Below are 26,009 nucleotides of genomic sequence, written 5' to 3'. Positions count from 1 at the left end.
ATACAAAATCCCCTTTTGTAAAGGGGATACAGGGGATTTTCCTAAGCTGTGATTTTTTTGCGTTTCATGAACATGGTTAAACCGGTGTTAGCCTCGCTCTTGATTTGGTTTTGGATAAATGGCATAAACCCCATCAGATAACCTGTAGCTCCAAGTGCCATGCCTGCCCATTTCCATAAACTAAATTGATCTTTGTGGTTTACAATCTTTCCGTCTTTGAATTGGAACTTTGCGCGAATGCGATTGGTGACCGTTCTTCCCGTTTTGCTAAATGGATAGACGGCAACCCAATCAGCGCTTCCTTCTGTGTCGTTAGCTTTGATGTTGCTATAGGTTAATTTGAGTTCAGCGCCTCGCTCGATCAGCATTTGCCACATAGCTCTTGCAGCATTTCCTTTGAGTCCTTTAAAAACAGGATCGTTGAATTCCACTGTATCGGCGTAGCATTCTCCCATTGTTTTAAAATCTTTCTTTTGAAACGCGCTATAAAATTTATCTATTAGTTCTTCGTTTGGGTGCATTGGGATTCCTTTTTATTTTTTTTGAGAATAATTCCTTTTTCAAATTTCGGATACTTTCGATTAATTTGTCAAATGAATATTAGTCTCGATTGGAAAATAATTTAAGGTGACACTCTTTTAAAGTATCCGCCCCCTATGTTTTGGAAAAGACCTTCGTTTTCGAGTTGGCTGAGAGAAGAAAACAAAGAAGGCATTTCCTTAAAGTTTTGGGGAATGATCTCAGATATATGGAAGAAGGAATCGGGGGATTTTTTTAGATCAGACATTGTAAGTCTAGAAGCACCATCTTCTAGAAGTTTGCGTCCTCCTTCGTTGTAGAGAAGTTCAGGGTCATCAAATACCATGACTTCTCTTCCTTGTTCAAGTGCATGTGCAACGGAGGACATGGCACCGCTTTTAATTGGAGCTTCCATTAGAATGAGTAGTTTTGCGATGCCGGAGATAATTCTATTTCGCCGAGGAAATGACCATTTGCCAATAGCCTCACCGATTCTCATTTCTGTGATGAGTAATCCATTCGATGAATGTTTTAGTTTGGTATACAAGTCTTTGTTTTGATAGGGATATTCTTTTTCCATTCCCGTTCCCATTACGCCTATCGTTGGGATGTTTGCTTCGAGAGCGGCTAACATAGCTGTTCTGTCAATTCCCGTTGCAACACCCGATACAATTCCTAAATTCGGAGATTTTGAAAGCATATTCGGTAAAAGACTTGTCGCCAAATTAGAAATAGGTGTTGGTTTCCTAGTTCCTACGACTGATACTAATTCGTATTGGAGCAAATCAAGATTACCCTTACAAAAAAGTAAAATAGGAGGTTTATCAATTTCTTTTAAAAGATTCGGATAGCGAGGCTGAAAGAAATCGATGACTTTGACTCCTCTTTTTTCTGTTTCGAGTTTTAGTTTTTCAGCGGCAGCTTGAATTTTAACTATTTCATCTGATCTTAGAATGGGAGAAATTTTTTTTTCTAACTCAGATAGATTAGATACCTGTGATAATAATTTGTATCTATGCGCAATCGAAGAAAAACTCGAAAAAGAAAAATAATAAGGAATCAAGTCCTCCATGTTTTTACTTTGCGGCGCCTAATTTTTTAAGATTGCGCACAACGTTTATATAAGATGTATTTTTGTCTAAGTTTTCTTTGATTGCGCCTGCTTTTTTCATGGCTTCTAGTTTTGATTTAATCGTGAGATATTCTTCTGTTGCTTGTTCGGGTGAACCCCCTCTATAAAGAAAATTCGCGCGAGCAAATCTAGCGGGAATATTATTCGGCTCTTTTTGAATGATAGCATTCATAATCTTCATCGCTTTCTCTGCATCATTGTAGCCGGAAGGATCGACTCCATCAATGAGTCCATCTGTCACAGAAGAATCAAAATAAATTAAAGCAAGCTCATACGGATAACGTAGATCAGCCGGATCTTTTCGAATGAGTCCTTTAAATATGGTAACGGCAATATCATGACGCTCTTTATCCCAGCCTCTATCGCGGGAAGCATTTGCATAGGCAAGTCCGGCTTCGAAGAGCAAATCATCAGTAATCTCTCGATAGAGTAATGCTTTTTCGAAAAATGGAATTGCACCTTCAAAGAAATGAACTTCAGAGCCAACAACATCTACTTTGTTTTCCATATTTTGCTGAATCGCCTGCGTATAATAGCGACTACTCAGTTCATAGTTTCCAACGCGCATATAGCCTTGCGCGATTTTCCAAGAAAGCACGCCTGCTTCTTTTGTCTTACGAACCATCTTGCGAATTTTTTCGTCTAGCTCTTTGATCTCTGCCTCTTCGAGTGCGAGTTTTTGTTTCCATTTTTCTAACTCTGCTTCGGAAGGTGTTTTGGGTGTAACGTTCTTCTTAAAATTTTCCTGCCCCATCTCTTGCAACTTCTCGCAAGAAGAAAAAGTAAATAGCAACAATAGTAATAAATACTTCATAAATGACTCCTAGTATTGAAATTAAATTTGCACAACGGGTTTGTTCAAGTTGTCATTCCCATTATGTTTCGACCCTTAGAGAGAAACATTGAGTTCATTTTCTGTCGGGAATCTCCAACATATTGAGATCCCCGATAACTAAATTCGGGGATGACATTTGTTGAATCTCAACTTCTTGAGACCCCCTACAGAAAATTTAGGGGGTGACAATTTGTTTATACCCCTAACATCGTGCTAAGCTTCTTTAATAATTTTCTTTAATCTAAAAATCGTTTCGTCTTTCTGACAATTCAATTATTTTATTTCCAATTACGCGGTTTCGACAAAAACGGTAGCTAGGGCGTAATTTTTGATAAAAAAAACTTCTACAGAGGACATGAAGTCCTTAGAAAATTTAGAGAGACTCTGCTTTCCATCAGAGAATTGGAATTTTGCTCAAATTGTATCCCATCATGACATGCATTCCTCTCTTCTCTATTTCCCTGATGATTTTACGAGTCCTGTTGGATATTTACTCTATTCGGAAACTTCTTTTGAATTAGAAATCTTAAGGCTTGGAGTCTTAAATGATTTTCGCAGAAGAGGAATTGCCGAGAGACTCCTTGATTCTCTCATAGAGTTTGTAGACATGCGAGATATTATACTCGAAGTCAACTGTGAAAATTCTCCGGCTATAGAACTCTATAAAAAAAAAGACTTTATAAATTATGCAGTCCGTAAAAGATACTACCCCGATGGAAAAGATGCCATATTAATGAAAAAGGAACACAAATGATTGATAAAGGAAGATTTTTATTTAAAGCAAATCGTTACAAAGATTACTATGTTAGTTTTGAATACATGGGCAAACATATGCTTGGAATTTTAGGATATGCAAGTGAGTTAGAAGTTTGCATTGTCCATAAAGGTATGCATGTTGCCAAGACTACTGAGGCAATAAAGGGCTTCATTAAAAAGCGCGGCGAACAAGAAAAATATGAATTCAATGGAAAGACAACCTCTATTGAAAATCAAACTCACAAAGGCAGACATTATACATTCATCTGGTTGCATTTTGACCCTCCAATTAATTTAAGTGAAACTTTAATTGCACTTGAGATTGCTAGTTTTAGCGAAGTATAAATCAAATTCAGTAGATTTTTTTTCTTTGTGGTAAATAAGGAGTAACCAGTGAAATCAATTTTAAAAGTTGTAGTATTATTTCTCCTAATAAGCTTACAGGATTGCAATGTCACTAGTCCCTGCAATCAATTGGATTCAACTTGCAATCCAATTTCTTCGCTTGTTTTAGAAAGACAGATTCGAAGTTCACGAAATCCTCTCACATTTTTACCAGTTGGTGGAACGTATCGGTTTGACCAATTTGTAAGTATAGTATCTGGAACACAAGCAAGCGTTATCCGCTATACGACAGATGGTTCTGAGCCTACATGCTGGAATGGAACTGTATACACCGATCCAGTTCCATTGGTCGGGGCTAAGACGCATTTGCTCAAAGCAGCCGTTTGTGTTGATTCAATGGTTGCAAATACTAAAACAGATCAGTATATAGTTTCACAAAGTCCACTCTCCGCGCAGAATTTACGTTTTTGGTATTCAGCAGATTCTATTGGGATACAAAATGGAATGGAAGTAAAAGTATGGAATGATTTTAGCGGAAGTGGAAATCATCTCTATACTAGTTCTATAAGTTCATCGAATCCAACTCTTGTTGCAAATGCGTTAAACGGCAAACCCTCTGTGCGTTTTAATTCAAACCAAAAACAATTTATGAATACCAGAACAATGAATGGCTATACAGGGGCAAAGACAGGCACAGGAGTCATGGTATTAAAAAAATATTCTTCTCAATCAGAAGAAGTATATTTTAGCATTGGCTTTTTAGGAAACTCGGTGAATGCTAGAAATTGGAGAGCAAACCTTTCCAATCCAAGTATTTGCTCTTCTCTTTCTCCTTCGCTTGTAAATTGTGCGGCTGCGGCTAATACGGCAATATCCACTACCTCCTATAGTGTAATTTTATTTACCATTGATTCTGCCGGTGCTGTTACTTATTATTATAATGGCAACATAGACGGAACTTCAACTCTTGCAACACCAACTAGTTTTTCTGCTGCCAATACAATGCTTCTTGGATCTGGTTTAAATGTATCCACTTTCTTGGATGCCGAAGTTCTCGAAGTCCTTTTCTTTGAACAAGGCTTCGACGTAACTGGAATCAATGTCGTCCACTGCTACATTCAAAGCAAATATGGATTAGCTGTCGGAACCAATTGTCAATAGTTTAGGTTAACCTTACACCTCATTGCAGTTCATCTTGCGGTTCAAGTTGCAGTACATCTTTAGTCACGGAATTTTTAGAGTATAGATGAACTGATACATGAACTGCAATGAGAACTGCAACTTGGTGTAATCTAGTCTTTAAATTAAAAGCACGAGACTAAAAACCTCGTGCTTTCTTAAAACCTAACAATCAATCAATTTCATTTCTCCTCTTTTTTAATCTGATACATTCGCTGGTCGGCATGATGAATTAGATCATTCAATTCGGTGGCATCATCGGGATACATACTAATTCCAATGCTTGTGGTGATATGGATACTAACGTTTTTAATATTGCAAGTCTGAGAAATAAGTTCCTTTAACTTTTTGGCTACTAGGTTTGCATTTGCAAAAGTTTCTATGTCGGTTAGGATTACAAGAAATTCGTCCCCACCCAATCGTCCTACATAATCGCTTTCTCGAATTCCCAGTTTTAAACGCTCAGCTATCGTCTTTAGTAAAACATCTCCTGCTTCATGCCCTAGGCTATCATTGACATCTTTAAATCCATTTAAGTCTAGAAACAAAACGGCAAGTTTACTTTTTCTTCGAGCAGCGATTGCGATTGATTTTTTAAAATGATCTAGAATCAAAGCACGGTTTGGCAAGGAAGTAAGACTATCGTAATGAGCGGCATGTTCTAACTCTTGTTGTAATCGCTTCTTTTCTGTTATATCGCGAGCCATGCAGATTACAAAATTAGAGTTATCGTATTTTCCCTTAAAGGGTGCATTCATCCATTCGCATAAAATCTCTTTGCCGTCTTTGCGAATATTTGCATTCTGATGATGGGAAACAGTAAAATTTTTATGAACATCTGAAAGAACCTGTTCTACTTCTTCTTGTTCCCTTGAAGGAACTATTTTTAAAATATTCTGTCCTAGCATATCTTTCGAATTCCAAAGAAAAGTATTTTCTGCTTCTGTGTTCCAAGTTTGCACTTGGTTTTTATCGTTTAGGACAATGATACTGACAGGAGCATTGTCTAACATAATCTTAAGTCTTGATTCACTAATGCGAGCAGTCCGATAAAATCGAAATAGCATGACCGATATTAAGGTTAATAACGATAATCCGAAAGCGGCATAATAAAGCTTTTCCCTTAATTTTTTTAAGTCTGCTATAGAGTCAGGAACATAGAGCATTGCATCTACATTGAATTTTTCTGGTAAGAGTCCTAGCTTATGATAGGTCTGACTGATATGCTGCCAACGTCCCGGATTCATATAGCCAGGATCAATCAGTTCAGGCTGCATTAAGTCATACATCGTATTAGCCTCAAAGCGTAAATGTTCGATGCTATGACGCTTGGAATATTTATTATAGATTAACTGAATAATCTCTTCTCGGTTGTGCATTGCGTATCGCCAACCTTTCTCTGTCGCTTCCTTAAATGCTGCAACAATCTGTGGGTTTTCTTTTACTTCTTTTTCCATTGTGAAAAAATTATCACCGTAAAAGTCAACGCCTCCCATTCTCGGAGTAAAATGATTGTATTTTAAATTTCTTCTCTTTGCTTCATATAATTCATCTGTCACGTAAACAGAGATCGCATCAGTTTTTCCTGTTAATAGATCATTGAAATCAAAACTATGATGTTGTAGCGTAAATTTATTTTGACTTAGTCCTTCCTGAGAGAGGTAAGCAAACAATTCCGCAGAGCTAAGCTCGATCATTATTTTACGACCAGCTAGTTTATGAACATTGTCAATACCTGATTCAAAGAGAGTAATTAGACTGAGAGGAGAGTGCTGAAAAATGACTCCTAACACAATCACGGGCGATCCATGATAGCGATTTAAAATTAACTCGCTCGTGCCTACGCCAAATTGAGCGTTGCCTACAATCACTTCTACTACAGGATCCACACCGGGAACTGCTTCTAGAATTTTTACATCTAGACCTGCTTCTTCATAAAAGCCCTTTTCCTTTGCTGCATAATAGCCTGCAAATTGAAATTGATGTTTCCATTTCAGTTGAAGCTTAACCGGCGTTGTCTCCGCCTTCAAATCCAAGGAGAATAGAATACTAGTTAGAAATAAACATATTAAATAAAAAAATCGAATCACAATTACCTAGTTTAGAAAATTATTCATGCTTACATTCACCAATATCTTCAAACCAGATATCTGGAGACTTTTCGATAAACCGCTTCATCAGATCAATGCAGTGTGTATTATTTAGTTCAATCACTTTTACCCCTGCCTCTTTTAACCAATCTAGGTGACCATCAAAATTTACAGACTCACCTACAATAACAGTTCCAATATTAAATTGACGAATCAAGCCAGAACAATACCAGCAGGGTGCGAGTGTTGTCACTAAAATTTTATCTCGGTAATTTGTTTGCCGTCCGGCTTTGCGGAAAGCGTCAGTCTCTCCATGCACAGAAGGATCATTGTCTTGCACTCTGCGGTTTCTCCCACGTCCGAGAAGTCTGCCATTGCTATCAAACAAAGCAGCACCTACAGGCACTCCTCCTTCGTCAAATCCTACCTTGGCTTCTTCATAAGCGATTGTTAGCATTTCTTCATAATTCATAGTTCTATACTCCATTCAGAGTTTAATATTTCTTCGATTGATTAAGAGTTAATAATGAATGCTGCCTCAATAGTTTCAAGCATTTCTTTTTTATATTATTAACCTATAATCATTACAAGTTGTGGCTAATAGAGCGTAGACTGTAGCAGTCAATTAGAAAAATTTTCCCCCATTCATTTCAAAACATCTTTTTATGAAAGAAAGACAATCCAATTTTGCATTAAGCTTTTATTCTGTGTAATTAGAATCGGATATAATTATGAGAGAAGTTGAATGCAAATTACTAGAAATACAAATTGCATTATTGAGGTAACAACCGCTAGAATGATATGAATGGTTCTCTATTCTTTTTGTTTTAAATCTAATGTTTATCCTTTCGATTATGTAATTAAATAATTTCATTGAGAAGGGCTTTCTACAAAATGAAAAATTTTTACATCTTTGAATTTGTTTATATGGCTAAAAGTATCAAACCTTATAAACAAATATTCTTCATAAAAGGTTTTAAGATTTCGCTAAAAATAATTTAGCGAAATTCTTTTTTTAAAAACTATATGCTACCAAAATTAATAACTTTTGGCTCAGATCCGTCGGCAGGTACAAAAATATGAATTGGGGCAGGCATCCCATTAAAATTCTGATTTTTCTTAATAAAATATTTGAATCTAGAACCAGCTACACCTTGGTAAGAAGTGTCAGCTGTTTTTTCCACTCTTGTAATTACCAATGGAAATTCGTATCTAGAAATTCCATTGGAAGCTTTTTTAAAAGAAAATTGCTTAGTGTTTGGAATTAAATCAGTTTTATCTTTGGTTTTGTCATAATCGTGTACATAGGGAAGAATCGCTTTTACTCTTTCATTTTCATCTGCGATTTTTAATGCTTCGCAAAATTTAGTCAGCAAATCTACTAATTTTGGATCTTGTGGAACATCATTCGCAAAAATTGAAAATACGAATAGAAATAAAAATAAATATATTTTTTTCATAAATTACCTCAATGTAAAGGATCATGTCTTAAAAAACTTTGTCAATAAATTTCTTTTGAAATAAAAAGAAAATTAATATCAGAAATCTCAACTTCTAAAGATTCTCAGTAAAAAATTTTGGGGATGATACAGAAAGGAATCCTTACATCGAGTTCAAGTTAATTAAAATCGAAAACTTACACCAGGAAACGGAATTGAAAAGATTTTAGGATTGTGTAAAAGCAAAAAACATTAAGCACAGAGAGTTTGATACATCATTTCTGTTTATCTCCCTGCTAGTGTTTATGCTGAACCGCAGATTCTAAATTAGCGAGTCGAAGCATGGTTTTACACAATCTATTAAATTTTTTTTAAATCTTATTGTTTATAAATTTGGAATTCAACTCTACGGTTTTTAGAAATAGACTGAGTTTTTTCTTGTTCGTAATCTTGTGCACCATAATTTTTTGTTTCTAATTTGTAACGGTTCATTATTTCTGTAAAAATATTTTAAATAATTTAACAAAAAATCTTTTCCTTTTTAAAAATAGTTGTGACAAACACTAATTTACCTCTTTTGAGTGAAACTTTTTGGATCATCCAGCCAACACCTGAAAAATGGGAAATAAAATTTTTTCCCAACTTTATTTTACAAAATAGGCTCTAACACTAGATAATAGGATGTGGATAATTCCGAATATCCATTTCTGTTGCTTATTACAAAACTCTGTCATTAAATTAAAAATTTTCTAAATCAAAGAGTCTAACAAGAAAATGCTAATATAATTAAAAAAAATCTATTCATATTAGAATAAAAGGACAGTGATTTGAACTTATCAAAGGCAGTTTATCAAAAGTATAGTCTTTTAATTTTGGCAGGAATTATACTAGGATTAGGGTTGCATCTAGGTTTAATCGTTATGGACTCAATGATGGAGGAAAAACCAATTTATTTCAACTTGGACAAAAAGTTTTTTCAATCAGTTTTTTCTTTTCCCTTTTTGCCAATCCTTATAATAGAAATATTTTTTTCTAGTTTAACTTTATATCTTTGGTTTTCCCTTCGGCATGCTGCCAAGAAAGCTTATGAATTGGATGTCAAAAAAGAAAAATACAAAACATCTGTGGAAACCTTCCAAAAAATTATGGCTCTCATGGCTGAGCATATTATAGTCAATAACAATCGAATTTTAGGAAAAATTGAGATTCGTCGTAGGCAAGGACAAGAACCGTCAAAAACCATTGAAACAGCCAGTCAAAATATTGCAAAAATTCTAGGTGTTTTATCTGAAGTTAGTTTTGTTGAACCTTACCTTGCAAGTAACAAAAATGCTCCTATTGATTTACTAAAAGAATTGAATATCCGAATTGAAAAAATTATACAAGAAAACTTAGATTAAATAAATCAAAAGGTTGAAAGTCCAATTCGGAAGTAGGCTCCTTTATTTCCTTGTTTCTAAATTTAAAAAACTAGCTTGAAAATCGAGAAAGATTTTCCTACCTTCCCTGACATAATCGTTAGGATAGGCTAATCTTTGAATTGTGGTTTGGTATTGGTTATACGTTAAGCGCAATACGCATATTTTCCCATATTTTATAATTAATTCTTAGATTTATATTTGTCCATGCAGGAACATCTTTAGTTCTGTAAGTTGGATAGGAGTAGGGATTGCTATAATCATTTGTTTGTAATATTCCAGTTACAGGATCAGTGTCTCCTATATCAGATTTTCTTTGAATAACAGTGTCTTGCCTCTGCACGGAAATGAAAGTCTGCCAATCTTTCCAGTTAGTGGATAATCCAAAGTTTGCGGTGCTCGCCGGAGAAATGATTGGTCCTTATGATATTCTCATTGCCTCTCAAGCAATTTCCAAAGACTTAGTTTTTGTGACAAACAATGAAAAAGAATTTAAGAGGATTAAAGAACTCAAAATTGATCAATTCGGACTTACCTTGATTCCACAAGAAATTCGTGGCAGTCTAGGATTCGTCACTGGTTCTACTTTGGCGTTAACAGAAGAAAAAGGAAGTATATCTTCTCATACTCTTGCAGAATTGTATTCTTCTTTGTATTCCATTAAAGGTGGAATGGTTTACGAAGTTTTACATATACGAGAGGCTCAAAAAATGAAAGCAAGGCATATCAATCCATACACAGTTTGGATTTAAGAAATTATTTTTTAATTTAATAGATAATTCTATTTTAAATGTGCAACGTTAGATCGGGATAAGAAATGGGCCTTCTCGTCGTTGCAGGATCCGTCGAGGTTGAATCAATGATGATAGTGTCGAATTCTTCGCTTCTCTTGAAAAATGTTCCTGTTGACCGAATGGATCCTGCTCCCCCACCTCTTAGCATGAAGTTTATAAACAATCCTTCTTTAGAAAAATTGGATAGGTATTCAGAAGAGCTAACAGCAAATAGCCTTAATAATATAAAAATCGGAACTATTTCAATTTACGGAAATGCAATCAATGAATTCGATAAAGGGTTTCTTCGCTCTTTTGGGGAAAAATTAAATACCGCCATATTGAGTTTTAATCGGAGAAAGTATTACAGAGAAATTGAATTACTAACCAATAACCTGAATGCCATTATTGGAGATGATTCTACTTCCATTACAGAAAAGAGAACTCAGATCATCAAAGAAGTGCTCTTTAGAATTCAAGCCAAAGAAGCTCATTTTATCATGATTAAAGATGGAAGTATTCCTACAATTGAATCAGTAAAAATGGAAGACCTGGAAATGCAGAATCTATTTATGCGGATAATGGCATACGTAAAGAAATTAGTGCGCAAAAGCAAGATTATATGCTAAAAATTGCGTTGTATGCAATTAAATCAACTGTAACCGTAGATAGCTTTGAAGATCGAAAAGAAGATTTTGGCTATGCAATATCCACTGAAATCAAAGTGAATAAAACAAAAATCGGTGGAGCATTTGTTATTTTTGACAATAGAGAATTCTCATCAGCAAGACAAAAGATTGCTATGACTACTAGCTTAAAAATGGATGACTTCATTATTTTAAATCAGGACATGCAAAAAGAAAAAGAAACCAAAGAAGGAACAGTTCTCATTCCTTGGGTTGGGAAACAAATCTATTGGAGAAAAAGATTTTTCATATGTCCAATGGCTCGGTTTATCATTGTTATGCTCTCTGATATGAAAGGCTCTACGATTGCTGCCGATCTTCTAATGATAGAAAGCAAAAACCGAAGATAATCCCTATCTTCTAAAAAAACAACGACTATGTCAAACAATTAATCCTATCTCGGTTAAAAGCTGTTCTAACTGTGAAGGCGTGATAGATAAATATAGGAGATGCCGTAGAATGGGGTTCCTATTGATTAACAAATCATCTACAACGAATTATTTTATTAAATATACTTACACTCGAACACAATACGGAAATGCAAAAAATGGGAGTTCTCCAACAAGATTGTTCTTCATGGAACATTCTGGATGTATGGACTAGCTGCGATCATTACAGTGGGTGCAACAGTAATGACTGCCAGAATAGAAAGTTTGCCTGCATCAGAATGGAAGTCATATTAGCAGAATTCTATTCTTTGGAGAATTAAAGGAAGAACATTATTCTATATCATTTTAAAAGTTTTAAAGTGAATGAGTTTACATCCTTTGCAATGCAATACGTCAACAAAGCAAGAGAATCTCTTTTTAATGAAAATAAAGTTTACAATGAATTCATTCAGGGAAAATACAATGGCATATCTTAGAATTAAACCTGTATTGGATACGGTTAATTAGCTGCAAAAAATATTTTTAACAAAAGAAATTATGAAAAAAATACTTTTACTTTTAATACTTCCCTTCTGCTTATTGGCAGATGAAGTGCCAACGTTAGATAAAGAAAATAATTTGATTAAAAATTATTTGATACAAGATCAAGAAGAAATAAAGAAGAGTTCATTGATTCAGTTTATTTATAAGAATGGAAAAAATAAAAATAAATCATTTGCAGAGTTTTATCCTGCTGGCTCTAAAGAAGCTATCTTTCAAAAACCACCAAGCAGTTATTTCGTTTCAGAAAATGATAAGATGGAATTAGTCGTAAGTCAAAATGAATATAGATTCTCATCAAAAATCAACGTAGGGGAATTTAAAAATTATGCGATTAGCTCTACTGGAAGCTTAGAAGGTATGCCCGGATTATATGATCGGATTATACAAGAATACAGTATTGTAGGAGATTTTTTTAAAGACAAGCAAGCATTGAGAACTAAGTTACTCAATACTTTAATTCCTTCCTATTCTGATTTTATAGAAAAGACAGAATGCAAAAAGTTAGAAAATGATTTTACCTGTAATCTATTGATCAAAAAGAATTTGTATACTATCCAATTGAAAAAAGGAGAAACTGAATCGATTCAGGTTTATTTTATCCATAAAAATCTGATTCAATCAGCGACTGCGCCGACACAATTAAAATTATTAAAAACTACAACTACAAATCTATCGAATGAATATGGAATCTCACAAGAGGAAACTGCAGAATATGAAGTAAAAATAGAATTGGAAAATATTGTAGAGCAAGGAGCAGTAATGGCGGGCTCTCCAATGCGAAGTTATAGAGGATTTATTAATTTAAGTGTAACCAAAAACAAAAAAGAAATTCTAAAAAAACAACTCAGTATAGCTTCTCCTCATATCAATAAAATCGGTGGAGAGAAAGCTGTAATTGAAAAAGGAACAAAAGCTGCTTTCGAAGAAGTAATAACTCTTATCCTCAAAGAAAAATTTGAATTGCGGAGATAAATTTTCAATTTATATTCTAAATATTGAATTGCAGAGTTAAATTTTAGATTTATTTCAATCTATATTACAGTTATATTACGAAATTTCAATTTTCGTTTAAAATATTTGATTTTGGAGTTAAATTTTCAATTTATATTCAAAATATTGAATCGCAGAGTTAAATTTTCAATTTATTTCAATCTATATTACAATCTCATTACGAAAATTCAATTTTATTTGAAAATTTACAATTGTAAAAGAATAAGTTATTCGTTCACGACAATATCTAGAGGCAAAGAAAGTGTAAACTTGGAACCACTATCTTCCCTGCTTTCAACATTTATATTTCCTCCTAATTTGCGTGAAATCATCTTGCAAATAAATAAACCTAATCCAGTAGAAATTTCATTGTCCAATCCTGTTCGCTTCTTGATACTTGATAGCTCGAAAATATATTTTAAAATCTTTTCTGGTATTCCAATTCCTTCGTCAGTTATGCAAATACTGAGCGGCTTATCTGTGTAAAACTCTTCCAATTTGTTTTCATTGAGCTCATAGTTTACTTTTGATAAAAGGTAATCGTGAGAAACCTCTCTTCCATTTTTGTCTTTGGTATATGCTCAATAAAAGGAAGGTCCACAAAAAAATAAATGATGAGACCAAATATATTGAATCCAAGAAAAAAGAAAATATCTCTCTTTTCATATATATTAAATAAAAAGAAAGTAGCAGAATCTGCGAAAATATCAAAAAGTAAAAATATCGCTAAATCCTTTTCTTTCAGGAGCAAAAACAAAACTACCAAATTCATCGAAGTCGCAAGGATTCTTTTGGATACGAGGAAACCAAACAAACGCAATGCAATTAAGTTAAAGCAAAAGATGAATAAAAAAAGAATGTAAGATTCCATTCAAATTGCGTGAGTTGAAATGGATGAGCAATGATGATAGTCAAGATTACAATTATAATAGAGAAATTAGTAATATTGAAAAAATAAAATTTGCTTTGTTTGCGCTTGGAACTTTGTCAATTCCGTAGTAGAATATTTCCTTTAAACTTTGCTTTATCTTTCGGAGAAACATGATTCTAAAAGTCCATTATTATTCTAATTAAATTTTAGAATCAAATATTCTTGTCTATTAAAAACTTGTTCTTATTCTGAATTGTTTTTTTAATTGAAAATGAAGTGCATATCTAAGTGACTAAAATAAAATGATAACAAGAGGTATTTGTTTAAATGGGTAAAAAGCATCATGATTCGAACTTTGATGAATCTTTTCAATGGGATGAATGCTTTGTAACCGGCTTAACTGAAATTGATGAGCAACATCATCACCTTGTAAATGTAATAAATCATTTTGGAAAACTAGTCAGAGAGAATGATAAATTACTATTGGATGAGATTGAAAAAGTATTTAAAGACTTAACTGATTATTCTGAATATCACTTCAAGGAAGAAGAATCTTTAATGAAGAAAGCTTCCATATATGAGCATCATTACAAACATCATTGTAGAGAGCATTTAAACTTTTTGCGAGAAATACAGCAGATAAAAAAAAGTCTTTCTAATAGTAATCCCAATTCTGCAAAGTCACTATTAAAATTTTTAATTCACTGGCTCGCTTATCATATTTTAGGCTTAGATCAGAGTATGGCAAAACAAATCTTCGCTATACAGAATGGCGTAAGCAGTTATGACGCGTATACCCAAGAAGTGAAACAAAAAAACGGGGCAACTGGTCCTTTGCTAAGAGCACTCAATGGATTATTCCATCAAGTATCAGAGAGAAATCGAGAATTGAGTCTATTAAATCAAACTCTGGAAGAAAAAGTTGCCGAAAGAACACAAGAACTTTTAGAAGCAAATCAAAAGTTGGAAGACATGGCATTAACAGATGTTCTAACTGGTCTACCAAATCGTCGTCATGCAATGAAGCGTTTTACTAAATGTTGGACTGAATCTATCAATGAAAATAAACCGCTTTCTTGTATGATGGTTGATGCTGATAATTTTAAACAAATTAATGATACACAGGGACATGATGCAGGGGACGAGGTGTTACGACAATTATCCCGAAAATTAAAAGAATCTATTCGAACAGATGACGTTGTTTGCAGATTGGGTGGAGACGAATTTATAATTCTATGTCAGAATACTCCACTGGATGGTGCTATGCTTCTTGCTGAAAAGATTCGACAAGAAGTATCAAATCTTCAAGTCTCTGTGGGTAATGGCAAATGGATTGGAAGTATAAGCATTGGTGTTGCCTCAAGGCAAGATGATATGAAGGTTTTGGAAGATCTTATAAAAGTTGCGGATAATGGCGTATACATTGCCAAGAAAAATGGACGAAATTTTGTTGGGTCTGCTCAGTTACCTAGCTGATACAAAAACCAAGAGGAATACAATATGATTTCTTTTTTTGAATCTGCTCGTTTCCGAGAAAACTATGATTGCCAAATGCCGATTCTATTAGTAGGAGTCATTGTGTATGATTAAATTTATTCATCAGCTTAGAATTGTAACTAGATTAATTATAACTCTATGCCTTGCCGGTTTTGTTTTGGTAGGTGCGACATTTGGTGTCTATTACCAAACTACAGTAGTAAAAGACACAATGAAGACGCAGATTCAAGAAATTCAAACAGAGCAGAGTAGACTCCGTGGTTTGTTGGATACAAAGTATAAAGAAGATATCGCTTTAGAAAACCAAGCATTTGATAAATTAAAAAATCATGAATTAGAATTAATCAAGTTTCTTGATACCTTTCTGATTGGTTGGATTTTGGTTCTCGCAGTTATTACCATAATTTCCTTTTTAGCTTCTTTTCTCATTTACACAGAATTAATTGTGCCTCTTCAGCAAGCATTCAGTGTAACCGAGCATATGTCCAAAGGTCGTTTTGACTATAACCTAAAAGTAAATACTATGGATGAAATTGGAGAACTCTTGCAGTCAATCAAGATTATCCGCATTATCTTTAGAAGTGTTTTTGCTGAGATAAAAGAAGTGGCAAATAAATTACATAGCTCAGCAAATATTATGATTGGCTATGCAATGGATTTTACAGAGACTTCTTTTAAATTAGCAACCGTTGTTAAAAAAACTTCCGACTCTGTTACTAGCGTATCCAATTCTACAAATGCTATTGTGGATGCGGTAAATAAAGAAACCATAATGACGAAAGATGCTTTGTCTATCATCAATGAGTTGAATGAGTCCATTCTCGATGAATCTACCGTCTTTACTGAACTAATGAAAGTATCGGATCATTCTGCAGAAGAAGCAGGTTTGGGCGAGAAGGGGATAATGGAAGTTAGATTCGCGATGGACGCAATCGGTCAAAATTATATCGCCATAAAAAATATCATGGGAACCATTACAGAAATTTCCGAACAAATCAATTTACTTGCGCTCAATGCTTCGATTGAAGCAGCTCGATCAGGCGAATCAGGAAAAGGATTTGCTGTTGTAGCAAATGAAGTTTATAAATTAGCAGAGCATACAGCGGATAAAGTCAAGGAAATTGAAAAATTAATCAAAACTACAAATAAAGCAATAGAAAATGGAAAGAACAAAGTGGATGAATCTTCCAATACTATTCATTCTATTTTAGAGAATGCAGAAAAAGTAGACCAATACATTGACAAAGTGTTTCAAAAAATTAATGTGCATACAGATATTTCAGACAAATTAAAAAAACATATTGAGTATATGAATGCAATGGCAGATCAAATTGAGTCCAATATAAATGTTCTAAAGCATACTGTTAGCTATATTGACACAGACGTAAAAAGTATTTCTGTAGAAGCACAGACTATCGGAAATGGAACGCAGGATATATTGCGGTTAGCCAATGACAAAGTAAAGACTTCTAACTTTATCAAGACTGTTCTAAGTGAATTCCAAATCGATACAAAGCTTTTAATCCAATGGGATGATACTCTCAGTGTAAACGTAGAAGAAATAGATAGACAACACCAAAAACTAATCGATATTCTAAACCAACTTTATATTTCTACACATGAAGATGCATCGAAAGAAAAGCTCACCGAAATACTAAACGCACTCATAGAATATACGGTGATTCATTTTAATACAGAAGAAAGTTATATGAAGCAGTGCAAATATCCAGAAGCGGTAGCTCACACTGCAGAGCACGAAGCATTAAAAGAAGAAGTTCTTAAATTCAGCAAAGCCTATCGAGAGGGAACGGAAACGGTTAGCTTTGAGTTGTTAAACTTTTTAAGGAAGTGGCTAACCAATCATATCCTCAGATCAGATAAAAAATATTCTAAGTTCTTCAATGCAAGTGGAATTAGATAAATTAGGTTTTATTGAGATGAAATCTTTTGTGTGAAATTGTAATTTCAGAATATGCCAGGGATAAATCGCCATTTTACTCTTTGCATATATTGCACATAGACAATGTCTTTTTGTAAATGGATTTCTTCTGTGTAGGCTCTCCAGAAATAAATCAAACTCCACCCGACTAAGCCGAGTGCATTTTGAAAATTTAAATAGGGTAAATGCTCTAACCACCAGGCAAATATTTTAGCTACATAGGCAGGATGTCGAACAATTCCATAGACTCCCTTCGTGATAATTTTTCTTCTACTTAAATTCCCTGCATTCCATCCAAGATTCAATGTGCTAATAAAATAGATCGTATATAGAAAAAGTGTTATGATTTGTAAGACCGTAAGAATAGTAGAAGACTCTATCCACTGTGCTTCTGGAAATTTTCCGTAGGTAAATAATTGTGCCGTTGCACCATTGAATGGAGGATAACAGATTAATGCCGCTATCCATCCAGAAGAATGTGGCTGTGGATCTCTTATTCTATTGCCGAGCCATTTGGATTCTACTGAATAGGCAAAGAAGAATATGATCGTGTCTAAGATAAGTAGAAAATTAAAATAAGCTGTATAAAAATAAGAAAAAGGTTGTTTAAAAAAAATGAATAAATCTGCGGAGATGTCTATGAAATAAGGGAATAATACTCTGTAATGTTCCAATATAAATACGAACATCAGTGGAATAAAGAAAATCTTTATGAGAATTACGAAGAAAACGTTTCTATACTTTTTATGATTTAAACTAATCTTAGGATGTATTAATTGTTTAACGAAAGAAATTAAGATTAGAAATTTATCTCCTGTATCAATTGTTTTTTTATTTGAAAAAGAAAGGGAGGCAAAGAGGTAAATAAAGCTTATCCCCAACCATACTAAGAGTAATGAATTCAAAGCTATTTGCCAACTTTGAAAGAAATAAGTTTTGTAAAAAGGGAAACTCTTATAAAAAGCCCAAGCCATTCCCATTAGAATGGCTTGAACCAAAAACCGAGGAACAAATCTTTTTATTATTTTATCTATTTGCACTTGGATTTAATCCTTAGTTAGCCTTCTTTCTCGTTATGTCTGCTCTATTGGTGATATCTGTCCTGTTCGCGCATTTGAAATCTTTCTCATCACACTCTGCTGCAATTTGTCCGTCTTGTGTTTTGGTTGACATAGCTTCTGGTTTGCAACTTAGATTTGAGCAAGTAGACGATGTAGAGCAAAAAGAACTTGCGCTGCAAGTATAATGAGCTGAGCTTGGACATTCAGATGCTGATGCGTAGTAGCAAGAGGATGTTCCACCTGATGAAGAGCTGCTACTAGAAGAGGAAGATGAAGATGTTCCACAAGTTCCTGAATTCACACAACCGGTATATGTCGAATAACAACTAGAAGACGCAGAACAAGAATATGCGGTTGAAGAGCCACAGGCAGAAGTCCATCCAGTTGTGCAACCTCCACTACTAGATGACCCACCGGATGAACTAGATGAACTGCTAGATGAGGAAGAAGAACTTGTGCAAGCCGAAAGATTAGAGCAAGTTGAAGAAGAAGAGCAAGAACCACTAGCTGTGCATGTATAAGGAGTCGAAGATGGACAAACTGAACTAGAAGCATAGTAACAAGATGATCCACTAGATGATCCACCAGAAGAGCTACTGCTAGAAGAATATGTTCCGCTACTAGTTGAACTAGATCTAGTCGCTTGGGAAAGTGAATTGAGTAGCAATAAGTTAGTAATATCCTTCATTGGATCGTCTGCTTTTTCGGAAGCGCAAAACAAAACACCTAGTAAAATTGTAATTGCACTGAGAGCCATTATCCCCTTTTGGATACCTTTGTTTTTTTCAAGATTTCTTTTCATTAGAATTCTCCTTTGAATATGTTTACCACCTATTATAGCCATTAAAAATTTTCTGTCTATCCTCAAGATTGATTAGAAAATACGTTTTTTTGCGCTTTTTTGATGCAAAAAGTAGTTAATATTGACTATTATTTATTTGAAAAGATGTAGACATCCAAATGGATCATTCAAGACTTATGGTAAGATAATAATAAATATTAGTTTTGAAATACGGTGCGTCTTACAATAAGGGAAAAAGAAATTTTTAAAAGAATTTGCAAGCGGAAATTCTCCAATAGAAATTGCATAAAAAATTGATATAAGTATCTCGAATGTTCATTAAAAAAGGAGTTTTAAATGGAAGTAAAAGAAGCAATCTTAAATAGAAAATCAATTCGAAAGTATTTACCAAAGCCTATTGAAAAAGAAAAGCTAGAGCGGTTACTGGAAACTACCCGCAGAGCTCCTACTTGGAAGAATACGCAGGGTTATAAAATCGCAGTGGTTCAAGGTAAAACAAAGGAAAATATCGCGAATGATTTTGTTAAAGCCATAGATGCAGGGATAGCGGAAAATCCTGATTACCCATATCAAGATTTTTATCCTAATTATATAAAGAAAAGAATGCTTGAACTCGGCGCAGCTTATTTTGGTCATATGCAAGTAGACAGAAAGGACAAAGAAAAACGAAAGGAGCTTATGCTTGAAAATTTTAAATTCTTCGGCGCTCCTGTCGGAGTATTCTTTCTCATGGAAAAAGGAATGAATTATTGGCCAACTCTTGATCTTGGAATCTTAATTGGAACTTTTTTAATTGCAGCTAGAGACGAAGGACTCGAAACAATCGCACAAGCCAGTCTTGCTGCATTCCCTGATATTGTTCGAAAAAATTTAGGTTTAGTGGATAATTGGACAGTGGCAGTCGGTGTTAGTCTTGGTTACGGAGATTTAGAGGATAATACGAATAAGTTCCAATCTCCTCGTGCAGAATCCGCTGAGATTATTCAATTCTTTGATTGAATCTGACATTCATTTTAATATAAACAAATCTCATAAGGATATACTTATATGATTGTGAGTAAAAGAATTATTCTAAATCAAAAACAAGTGTATTTACCTATAAAAATTCTGGAAATAATTCTAAATTATACAGCGCATAATTTAATTTATCCACAATTTCCATAACTTACTTGATTACAGTCTATTTTTATTTAATAGGCTTGACTGTTTCCTAGGCTATAGATATTTTTCGAAATAGAAAGTAAGTTATAGGTTTAGGTAGATAGGTTCTACTACGTCCTTTAGAATTTTCAGTTTGTATTAGAAATATCGCTTAAGTCAGGAGAGATTATGACAATAGAAACAAATTCAGTAGAAATCTTACTCGTTGAGGATAATTCGCGTGATGCGGAATTAATGATTCGCGCTCTTAAAAAAAGAAATAAAGTCAAATCATTCCACTAATCCACTAAAGCAATGAATTTAATGTAAGCGTGTTCGATTCCTTATCTGAACATATGCACTCAATCAAACTTTAAAAGATTTGCACAAAATCATTGTTATACGAAAATAGCCTTCCATTCTATTGGAACACATTGACCTATATGATATGGTTGAGCGTATACGTGGTCAAATTAACAATCTGATTATTGAAATCGATCCAGATATAACGATTGACTTTGGGGAAGTTGAAACTATTCGCTTTAATAAATCTTATTTAGAAACTTATCTTACGCAAAGTAATAAAACTATGGAAATTTAGATGAAATTAAGAATATTAGATGAATCTAATGAATCAATAATATCAATAGCGGTGTTTCGCGTGGGCCTCTGGTGGTTAGAAAGTATTTTTTTAAATCTTTTTACAAATGCAATGAAATATAAATCATCAGATAGGAGACTAAAAATATCTATTCAAATGAAAGACTTTGGAAATAAATATCAATTGTTGTTTGAGGATAATGGATTGGGGATGAATCTGAATCGCTATCGAGATAGGATTTTTGGACTCTATCAAAGGTTTCATGATCATCCTGAGGGTAAAGGTTTTGGACTTTATTTAATTAAATCCCAAATTGAAGCGTTAGGCGGAACTATTCACGTTGAAAGTGAAGTGAATGTTGGAGCCAAATTTAAAATCAACTTTCTAAAGGTGATAAAATGAAAAAAATACTTTGTATCGACGATGATCCAGTTACTATTATGTTTTGCACTGGAATCATTAAAAGAAATTCTTTTGCAGCCGAAGTTGTAAGTGCTCTCGGCGGTCAACAGGCTATCGATTATTATGCATCTCTACAAAAAGCATCTGCTGGGGAAAAAGAGCATTATCCTGATCTAATATTCTTAGATTTGAATATGCCTATTATGAATGGCTGGGAATTTTTAGATGAATTTGTGAAAACGTATTATAGCGATTTTCCTAAAACAAAAGTGGCAATTCTAACATCTTCGATTGATCCAAAGGATGAAGAAAGGGCAACAGAGTATACAATCGCAATTGATTTTCTTTCGAAGCCATTAACTGCTAAAATGCTAAATGAATTAAAAACAATTTTTGAATCGGAACAGAAGTAAAAAATATTTTTCCGCAAAGACACAGTATATTAAAGGAGGTTTGATAAGATGAAAACAATTCTACTCATTGATGATGATGCCGCAATTAGAGATTCAGTCAGTTTGATTTTAAAGAATGAAGGATATAAAGTTATTCTGGCAGAAAATGGCGAGAATGGGGTTTCTCTTGCGTTAGGATATAAACCCGATTTAATACTATGTGATATTTCGATGCCTGGAATGAGTGGATTAGAAACTTTTTCAGAAGTAAATTATGATTCTATTGAAGAGATGATTCCTTTCGTTTTTGTTACAGCGAAGGCAGATAAAATAGATGTTCGTAAAGCAATGCATTTAGGAGCAGCGGATTATATTACTAAGCCGTTTCAAATAGACGATTTATTGGCAACTGTAAAAACTCAGTTGCTTAAGAAAGAATTGTTAATCCAAAGATTTCAGGGTGAGAGAATTAGACTTCTTGCTAAATTAGAAGATGAACTTCTTGCTAAAGATAAGGAAATTGAACGACTCCAAAAGCTTCTTCCTGAGCAAAAGGATGAGTTGCCTCTCCATAAAGAATCAATATTGAGCAAAGACGAAAGCAAAGCTGAAAAATCCTCAAATCACATTTTATTAATAGTGTATAGCCCTCTCTTACGATTAAGGATAACCTCTAATATCCGTAAATTATTTTCTTGCAATATTTATGAGGCTGAAACAATGCAGGAAGCTCTTCGACTCACAGATAGTCTAGATATAGCTTATATTATTCTGGAATCGAGTCTACCTAAGCTTGATCCCTTGAAGATCATTCGACAGATTAAATTCAAACCAAATTTAGCAAGTGCTCCTATTTTAATTGCAGCGGAGAATATTGATCAAGATATGATAAATACTTTTGCTAAGATTGGAAACATTGATTTTATATTAAATCCATTTCATCCGGAGAAATTAGTATCAAAGATTTCAAAGTATATTACGCAAGTCGAACATCTCCCCATCAATTAAAAAGTTTAATTTCGAAAAATGGATTGCACTCCATAGTGAAAGTTTGCTTCAATTAACTTGGAGAAAATTAAATTATGAAAAAAATTGTAGAGTTTTTTGTAAATAGACCTATGCTCGTAAATCTATTTATCATATCCGTATTCGGGTTTGCATTTTTATCTTTATCAAAGATGAGAAAGGAAGCGTTTCCCGAAGTGGCAATGGGAAGATTTATTATCACTACAATTTATCCAGGTGCCTCTGCTGCCGATGTCGAAATAAACGTTACTCTCCCTATCGAAGACGCAATCGAAGAATTGGAAGGAATACAAGAAGTAAAATCCTATTCCAGAGAAGGTTACTCTTTAGTTGATATTACTGCTGATGAAAATTTAGAAGAGAAAGAATTACAAAGACTCTATATGGATGTTGATAGTGCGATATCGAATATCAACAATTTGCCGACAGGCTTAAAGGGAAAGCCGGTAATAGATGAAATCTCGTCAGGAGATTTGCCTGTATTGGAAATTGCATTTTCAGGAACATACGAACAAATCAAGGATTTTATTCCAACAGTCAAAGAAGAAATTCAAAAAATAAATGGAGTCTCCGCAGTTAAGACAATTGGACTTGGTGATGAAGAAGTTCATATACTAATGGATCCAGAATTAGCAAAAAAAGAATTTGTAGACTTACTGACAGTAGCCGCTGCGATAAAAAAAAGAAATCTTCATGGTTCAGGTGGAACACTCAAATCTTTTTTGGATGAAAAAAAGATTGTCTCCTATGAAAAATTTCGAAAGCCAGAAGAAATCTTAGATACTTATATTAGAATGTCACCCGATGGATTTGGCGTTAAGCTTGGTAAGATTGCAAAGCTTGAATACCAACCGGAGGATTTAAAGTTAATTGTCCGCAATAACGGCAAACGAGGAGTATCCCTTCTTATCCAAAAAAAGAAAAAAGCAGATATTTTAAAAACAATAGACGGAGTTTCCAATTATCTGGATACTTTGAAATTACCGGAAGGAGTGACTTTCAAAAAATTAAATGATGGTTCTCGTCTGACAAGGACAAGAATTAGTTTAGTTCTCGGAAATGCAATGATGGGGTTTGGATTAGTTCTCCTCTTACTGTTTTTAGTTTTCGATATGAAGACTGCATTTTGGACTGCGTTTGGAATTCCATTTTCTTTACTTGGATGTCTTGTTGTATTACAGTTGATGGGGATGTCGCTTAACGTATTGGCTTTGGGTGGATTTATTATAGTAGTAGGAATGCTCGTAGATGATGCGATTGTAATTTCAGAAACAATCAATAGCAATAAGGAAAAAGGAATGAATCCCGTAGAAGCTGCTTCTGCCGCAGTGGAAGAAGTTTGGGCTCCTGTGCTTGCTTCTTCTGCCACAACTACGATAGCTTTTTTACCATTGATTAGTCTCGGTGGGCTTCCTGGAAAATTTATATGGGTAATACCGCTCGTTGTAATTCTATCTCTTGCCATTTCTCTATTTGAGAGCTACTTCATGTTACCCACTCATATGGCACACGGAAAAGCCTATATTCCTCAAAAGAAACAGTTCATTGTTAAGCTAGAAAATTCCTACCGTTCTATTCTAATAAAAGTTTTACACCATAGAGTATTATTTATTCTATCAATAATTCTTTTATTGGGGATTACAATCATTACCTTTAAGAAGTTTATGAAGAAAGACCCATTCCCGCAAGATGCATCGGAAGGATTTATCATTAACCTACTCTTGCCAAAAGGTGCAAGTGTTCAAAAAACAGAATCACTAGTTGAAAGAGTAGAGGCTATTCTTCATAAACTCCCAGAGAAAGATGTGGAAGGATTCAGTGCAAGAATAGGAACTAATAGTGAATCCACTACAACAGAGAGAGGCAGTGTCGGCAACTCGGCAGTAATCTTTACATATCTTACTCCATTTGGAAAAAGAAAGACAACGGCGTCTGAGTTAGAAGAAATGGTAAGAGTCGAAATAGAAAAAGAAATTAAAAAAGAATTAGTTTCCTATTCTTCAAAGATAATTCGCTTCGGACCTCCAATGGGTAGACCATTTGAAATCAGATTAATCTCAAATGATAATGAACTTAGAAAAGAAAAATCAATTCCTCTAAAGAAATTTCTCTCAGAAATCCCCGGAGTCTTCGATGTGAACGATGATGAGATTGAAGGCAAGGATGAATTAAATCTTAAGATCAATCATGAAATTCTAGCAAGAGCAGGTCTGAGTGTAGACGATGTGTTGACTACTCTGCATATTGCGTTCGAGGGAAAAGTTGTAACAGATTTGGTCAACATGGATAAGAAGTTAGATTTTAGACTTCGACTCAATGAAAAGGCAAGAGCCGACGTGCGGTTTATACGCAGTTTGCCCATTCTAAATCGCGCAGGACAAGAAATCAATTTCAAAGAATTCATTTCCATTGAAGAAAAGAATTCTTCTGATGAAATTCGTCATATCAATGGAAAAAGATACTTGGCCGTATTTGGAAATTTGAATAAGGATATTATCAGTCCGCAAGGTGTAGTCGATCAAGTAAAGGCAAATTTCTCAAATGAAAGCTCGCTCCAATATGAGTTTGCAGGTGAGCCTGTGGAGAATGCAAAGATTTTTAAGAATCTAGGCATTGCTGCCATATTTGCGTTAGCCGGTATTTACCTAATCATTGCGCTGATTTTTAACTCTTATTTAAAACCATTCATCGTAATTCTAGCTATTCCATTTGGGATAATTGGTGTTATACTCTCTGTCTTCGCACACGGAATGGCTCTTTCTTTATTTGTAGGAGTTGCCCTCGTTGGACTCATGGGAGTGATTGTGAACAACTCAATCGTTATGGTATTTACTACTTCTGAGATTGCAGGAGAAGGTAAAATTACAAAGGAAATCATTGTAGATGGAGCAGTGCAGAGGTTAAGACCGATTATACTTACAACCACAACGACTATATTAGGTTTATTACCTACGGCTTATGGAATTGGAGGATATGATCCATTTCTTTCTCCTATGAGTTTGGCTTTGTCTTATGGGCTACTCTTTGGAACGGTAGTAGTTTTATATTTTATTCCGACCGTATATTCTATCGGTATCGATTTAGGAGAAAAGTTTAGTCGCCAAAAATCTTCTGAGTTAAAATAGTAGTTGGCGTTTTGCGTAAATATAGATAAAAATACTTGATTTATTTTATCTGTATAAAG

The 26,009-nt window shown here is 34.2% G+C and carries 25 protein-coding genes and 1 pseudogene; 16 read left to right on the top strand and 10 right to left on the bottom strand.

Going from position 1 to position 26,009, the window contains the following annotated elements; all coding sequences use genetic code 11:
• Positions 1–41 precede the first annotated feature (41 nt).
• From IPH52_01380 to IPH52_01370, 3 genes are all read right to left on the bottom strand, one after another.
• A complete protein-coding gene (locus tag IPH52_01380; protein ID MBK7053693.1) occupies positions 42–521 on the bottom strand; it encodes a nuclear transport factor 2 family protein in 480 nt (159 codons plus the stop codon).
• Between the two features lie 101 nt (positions 522–622).
• Complete coding sequence (locus tag IPH52_01375; GenBank protein MBK7053692.1) at positions 623–1,591, bottom strand: DNA-protecting protein DprA; 969 nt, start codon at positions 1,589–1,591, stop codon at positions 623–625.
• Positions 1,592–1,595: 4 nt separating this feature from the next.
• Positions 1,596–2,465 carry a hypothetical protein gene (locus IPH52_01370; GenBank protein ID MBK7053691.1) on the bottom strand — a complete coding sequence of 290 codons (870 nt, stop codon included), beginning with the start codon at positions 2,463–2,465 and terminating at the stop codon, positions 1,596–1,598.
• A gap of 349 nt (positions 2,466–2,814) precedes the next feature.
• Here IPH52_01370 and rimI point away from each other — a divergent pair, with 349 nt between their 5' ends.
• From rimI to IPH52_01355, 3 genes are read left to right on the top strand one after another with little or no spacing between them, the layout of a single operon-like run.
• Positions 2,815–3,240 carry a ribosomal protein S18-alanine N-acetyltransferase gene (gene rimI / locus IPH52_01365; GenBank protein MBK7053690.1) on the top strand — a complete coding sequence of 142 codons (426 nt, stop codon included), beginning with the start codon at positions 2,815–2,817 and terminating at the stop codon, positions 3,238–3,240.
• Entirely contained in the window at positions 3,237–3,587 is a 351-nt protein-coding gene (locus IPH52_01360; protein MBK7053689.1) for a hypothetical protein, read from the top strand. The genes rimI and IPH52_01360 overlap by 4 nt, the downstream gene beginning before the upstream one ends.
• 48 nt (positions 3,588–3,635) lie before the next feature.
• Positions 3,636–4,748 carry a chitobiase/beta-hexosaminidase C-terminal domain-containing protein gene (locus IPH52_01355; protein ID MBK7053688.1) on the top strand — a complete coding sequence of 371 codons (1,113 nt, stop codon included), beginning with the start codon at positions 3,636–3,638 and terminating at the stop codon, positions 4,746–4,748.
• 200 nt (positions 4,749–4,948) lie between these two features.
• On the opposite strand, the gene IPH52_01350 is transcribed toward IPH52_01355, so the two are convergent.
• The 3 genes from IPH52_01350 to IPH52_01340 all read right to left on the bottom strand — a co-directional run bounded on the left by IPH52_01350 (position 4,949) and on the right by IPH52_01340 (position 8,316).
• Complete coding sequence (locus tag IPH52_01350) at positions 4,949–6,859, bottom strand: diguanylate cyclase (GenBank protein MBK7053687.1); 1,911 nt, start codon at positions 6,857–6,859, stop codon at positions 4,949–4,951.
• A gap of 16 nt (positions 6,860–6,875) precedes the next feature.
• Entirely contained in the window at positions 6,876–7,328 is a 453-nt protein-coding gene (locus tag IPH52_01345; protein ID MBK7053686.1) for a nucleoside deaminase, read from the bottom strand.
• A gap of 550 nt (positions 7,329–7,878) precedes the next feature.
• Positions 7,879–8,316 (bottom strand): hypothetical protein, encoded by a 438-nt coding sequence (locus tag IPH52_01340; GenBank protein MBK7053685.1) that lies wholly within the window; start codon positions 8,314–8,316, stop codon positions 7,879–7,881.
• 806 nt (positions 8,317–9,122) lie between these two features.
• On the opposite strand from IPH52_01340, the gene IPH52_01335 reads away from it, so the two are divergent.
• Entirely contained in the window at positions 9,123–9,695 is a 573-nt protein-coding gene (locus tag IPH52_01335; GenBank protein ID MBK7053684.1) for a hypothetical protein, read from the top strand.
• Between the two features lie 157 nt (positions 9,696–9,852).
• Here the strand turns inward: IPH52_01335 and IPH52_01330 are convergent, their stop codons facing one another.
• Positions 9,853–10,056: a hypothetical protein gene (locus IPH52_01330; GenBank protein ID MBK7053683.1), complete on the bottom strand. Its 204-nt coding sequence runs from the start codon at positions 10,054–10,056 to the stop codon at positions 9,853–9,855.
• Between the two features lie 61 nt (positions 10,057–10,117).
• Here IPH52_01330 and IPH52_01325 point away from each other — a divergent pair.
• From IPH52_01325 to IPH52_01310, 4 genes and pseudogenes are all read left to right on the top strand, one after another.
• Positions 10,118–10,240 (top strand): annotated as a pseudogene (locus IPH52_01325) (type II toxin-antitoxin system VapC family toxin).
• 332 nt (positions 10,241–10,572) lie between these two features.
• Positions 10,573–11,115 (top strand): hypothetical protein, encoded by a 543-nt coding sequence (locus IPH52_01320; protein ID MBK7053682.1) that lies wholly within the window; start codon positions 10,573–10,575, stop codon positions 11,113–11,115.
• On the top strand, positions 11,109–11,522 hold the full coding sequence (locus IPH52_01315) for a hypothetical protein (GenBank protein ID MBK7053681.1): 414 nt from the start codon (positions 11,109–11,111) through the stop codon (positions 11,520–11,522). The genes IPH52_01320 and IPH52_01315 overlap by 7 nt, the downstream gene beginning before the upstream one ends.
• A 576-nt stretch (positions 11,523–12,098) precedes the next feature.
• Positions 12,099–13,076 (top strand): hypothetical protein, encoded by a 978-nt coding sequence (locus IPH52_01310; GenBank protein MBK7053680.1) that lies wholly within the window; start codon positions 12,099–12,101, stop codon positions 13,074–13,076.
• 245 nt (positions 13,077–13,321) lie between these two features.
• Here IPH52_01310 and IPH52_01305 read toward each other — a convergent pair whose 3' ends face one another.
• A complete protein-coding gene (locus tag IPH52_01305) occupies positions 13,322–13,591 on the bottom strand; it encodes a HAMP domain-containing histidine kinase (protein ID MBK7053679.1) in 270 nt (89 codons plus the stop codon).
• A gap of 701 nt (positions 13,592–14,292) precedes the next feature.
• Here IPH52_01305 and IPH52_01300 point away from each other — a divergent pair.
• Together IPH52_01300 and IPH52_01295 are read left to right on the top strand one after the other, a co-directional pair.
• The gene (locus tag IPH52_01300) at positions 14,293–15,441 is read left to right on the top strand and encodes a bacteriohemerythrin (protein ID MBK7053678.1); all 1,149 of its coding nucleotides are present in this window, start codon (positions 14,293–14,295) and stop codon (positions 15,439–15,441) included.
• Between the two features lie 106 nt (positions 15,442–15,547).
• Positions 15,548–17,383, top strand: coding sequence for a bacteriohemerythrin (locus tag IPH52_01295; GenBank protein ID MBK7053677.1), 1,836 nt, complete (start codon positions 15,548–15,550; stop codon positions 17,381–17,383).
• A gap of 44 nt (positions 17,384–17,427) precedes the next feature.
• On the opposite strand, the gene IPH52_01290 is transcribed toward IPH52_01295, so the two are convergent.
• A complete protein-coding gene (locus tag IPH52_01290; GenBank protein ID MBK7053676.1) occupies positions 17,428–18,441 on the bottom strand; it encodes a hypothetical protein in 1,014 nt (337 codons plus the stop codon).
• A 13-nt stretch (positions 18,442–18,454) separates the two neighbouring features.
• The gene (locus tag IPH52_01285) at positions 18,455–19,264 is read right to left on the bottom strand and encodes a hypothetical protein (protein MBK7053675.1); all 810 of its coding nucleotides are present in this window, start codon (positions 19,262–19,264) and stop codon (positions 18,455–18,457) included.
• 336 nt (positions 19,265–19,600) lie between these two features.
• Here IPH52_01285 and IPH52_01280 point away from each other — a divergent pair, with 336 nt between their 5' ends.
• From IPH52_01280 to IPH52_01255, 6 genes are all read left to right on the top strand, one after another.
• On the top strand, positions 19,601–20,263 hold the full coding sequence (locus IPH52_01280; GenBank protein MBK7053674.1) for a nitroreductase: 663 nt from the start codon (positions 19,601–19,603) through the stop codon (positions 20,261–20,263).
• Positions 20,264–20,852: 589 nt separating this feature from the next.
• A complete protein-coding gene (locus tag IPH52_01275) occupies positions 20,853–21,005 on the top strand; it encodes a hypothetical protein (GenBank protein ID MBK7053673.1) in 153 nt (50 codons plus the stop codon).
• Positions 21,006–21,407 (top strand): hypothetical protein, encoded by a 402-nt coding sequence (locus IPH52_01270; protein MBK7053672.1) that lies wholly within the window; start codon positions 21,006–21,008, stop codon positions 21,405–21,407.
• Positions 21,404–21,820, top strand: a complete 417-nt coding sequence (locus tag IPH52_01265; protein ID MBK7053671.1) for a response regulator — start codon at positions 21,404–21,406, stop codon at positions 21,818–21,820. The genes IPH52_01270 and IPH52_01265 overlap by 4 nt, the downstream gene beginning before the upstream one ends.
• Positions 21,821–21,868: 48 nt before the next feature.
• Positions 21,869–22,807, top strand: a complete 939-nt coding sequence (locus IPH52_01260) for a response regulator (protein MBK7053670.1) — start codon at positions 21,869–21,871, stop codon at positions 22,805–22,807.
• Between the two features lie 74 nt (positions 22,808–22,881).
• The gene (locus IPH52_01255; protein MBK7053669.1) at positions 22,882–25,950 is read left to right on the top strand and encodes an efflux RND transporter permease subunit; all 3,069 of its coding nucleotides are present in this window, start codon (positions 22,882–22,884) and stop codon (positions 25,948–25,950) included.
• Positions 25,951–26,009 lie beyond the last annotated feature (59 nt).

The sequence above is a fragment of the Leptospiraceae bacterium genome (genome assembly GCA_016708435.1).
In the GTDB taxonomy this organism is placed as follows: Bacteria; Spirochaetota; Leptospiria; order Leptospirales; family Leptospiraceae; genus UBA2033.
The sequence above is the reverse complement of the archived record's forward strand: the minus strand, read 5'-3'. Positions and strand labels throughout refer to the sequence as shown.

Bases quoted from the DNA above. Each gene is read 5' to 3' on its own strand.
- IPH52_01285 (MBK7053675.1), bottom strand. From the start codon at position 19,264: ATGAAAAGAAATCTTGAAAAAAACAAAGGTATCCAAAAGGGGATAATG.
- IPH52_01260 (MBK7053670.1), top strand. From the start codon at position 21,869: ATGAAAACAATTCTACTCATTGATGATGATGCCGCAATTAGAGATTCA.
- IPH52_01280 (MBK7053674.1), top strand. From the start codon at position 19,601: ATGGAAGTAAAAGAAGCAATCTTAAATAGAAAATCAATTCGAAAGTAT.
- IPH52_01380 (MBK7053693.1), bottom strand. From the start codon at position 521: ATGCACCCAAACGAAGAACTAATAGATAAATTTTATAGCGCGTTTCAA.
- IPH52_01370 (MBK7053691.1), bottom strand. From the start codon at position 2,465: ATGAAGTATTTATTACTATTGTTGCTATTTACTTTTTCTTCTTGCGAG.
- IPH52_01360 (MBK7053689.1), top strand. From the start codon at position 3,237: ATGATTGATAAAGGAAGATTTTTATTTAAAGCAAATCGTTACAAAGAT.
- IPH52_01375 (MBK7053692.1), bottom strand. From the start codon at position 1,591: ATGGAGGACTTGATTCCTTATTATTTTTCTTTTTCGAGTTTTTCTTCG.
- IPH52_01255 (MBK7053669.1), top strand. From the start codon at position 22,882: ATGAAAAAAATTGTAGAGTTTTTTGTAAATAGACCTATGCTCGTAAAT.
- IPH52_01300 (MBK7053678.1), top strand. From the start codon at position 14,293: ATGGGTAAAAAGCATCATGATTCGAACTTTGATGAATCTTTTCAATGG.
- IPH52_01265 (MBK7053671.1), top strand. From the start codon at position 21,404: ATGAAAAAAATACTTTGTATCGACGATGATCCAGTTACTATTATGTTT.
- IPH52_01345 (MBK7053686.1), bottom strand. From the start codon at position 7,328: ATGAATTATGAAGAAATGCTAACAATCGCTTATGAAGAAGCCAAGGTA.
- IPH52_01310 (MBK7053680.1), top strand. From the start codon at position 12,099: ATGAAAAAAATACTTTTACTTTTAATACTTCCCTTCTGCTTATTGGCA.
- IPH52_01275 (MBK7053673.1), top strand. From the start codon at position 20,853: ATGGTTGAGCGTATACGTGGTCAAATTAACAATCTGATTATTGAAATC.
- IPH52_01270 (MBK7053672.1), top strand. From the start codon at position 21,006: ATGAAATTAAGAATATTAGATGAATCTAATGAATCAATAATATCAATA.
- IPH52_01320 (MBK7053682.1), top strand. From the start codon at position 10,573: ATGATGATAGTGTCGAATTCTTCGCTTCTCTTGAAAAATGTTCCTGTT.
- IPH52_01340 (MBK7053685.1), bottom strand. From the start codon at position 8,316: ATGAAAAAAATATATTTATTTTTATTTCTATTCGTATTTTCAATTTTT.
- IPH52_01295 (MBK7053677.1), top strand. From the start codon at position 15,548: ATGATTAAATTTATTCATCAGCTTAGAATTGTAACTAGATTAATTATA.
- IPH52_01315 (MBK7053681.1), top strand. From the start codon at position 11,109: ATGCTAAAAATTGCGTTGTATGCAATTAAATCAACTGTAACCGTAGAT.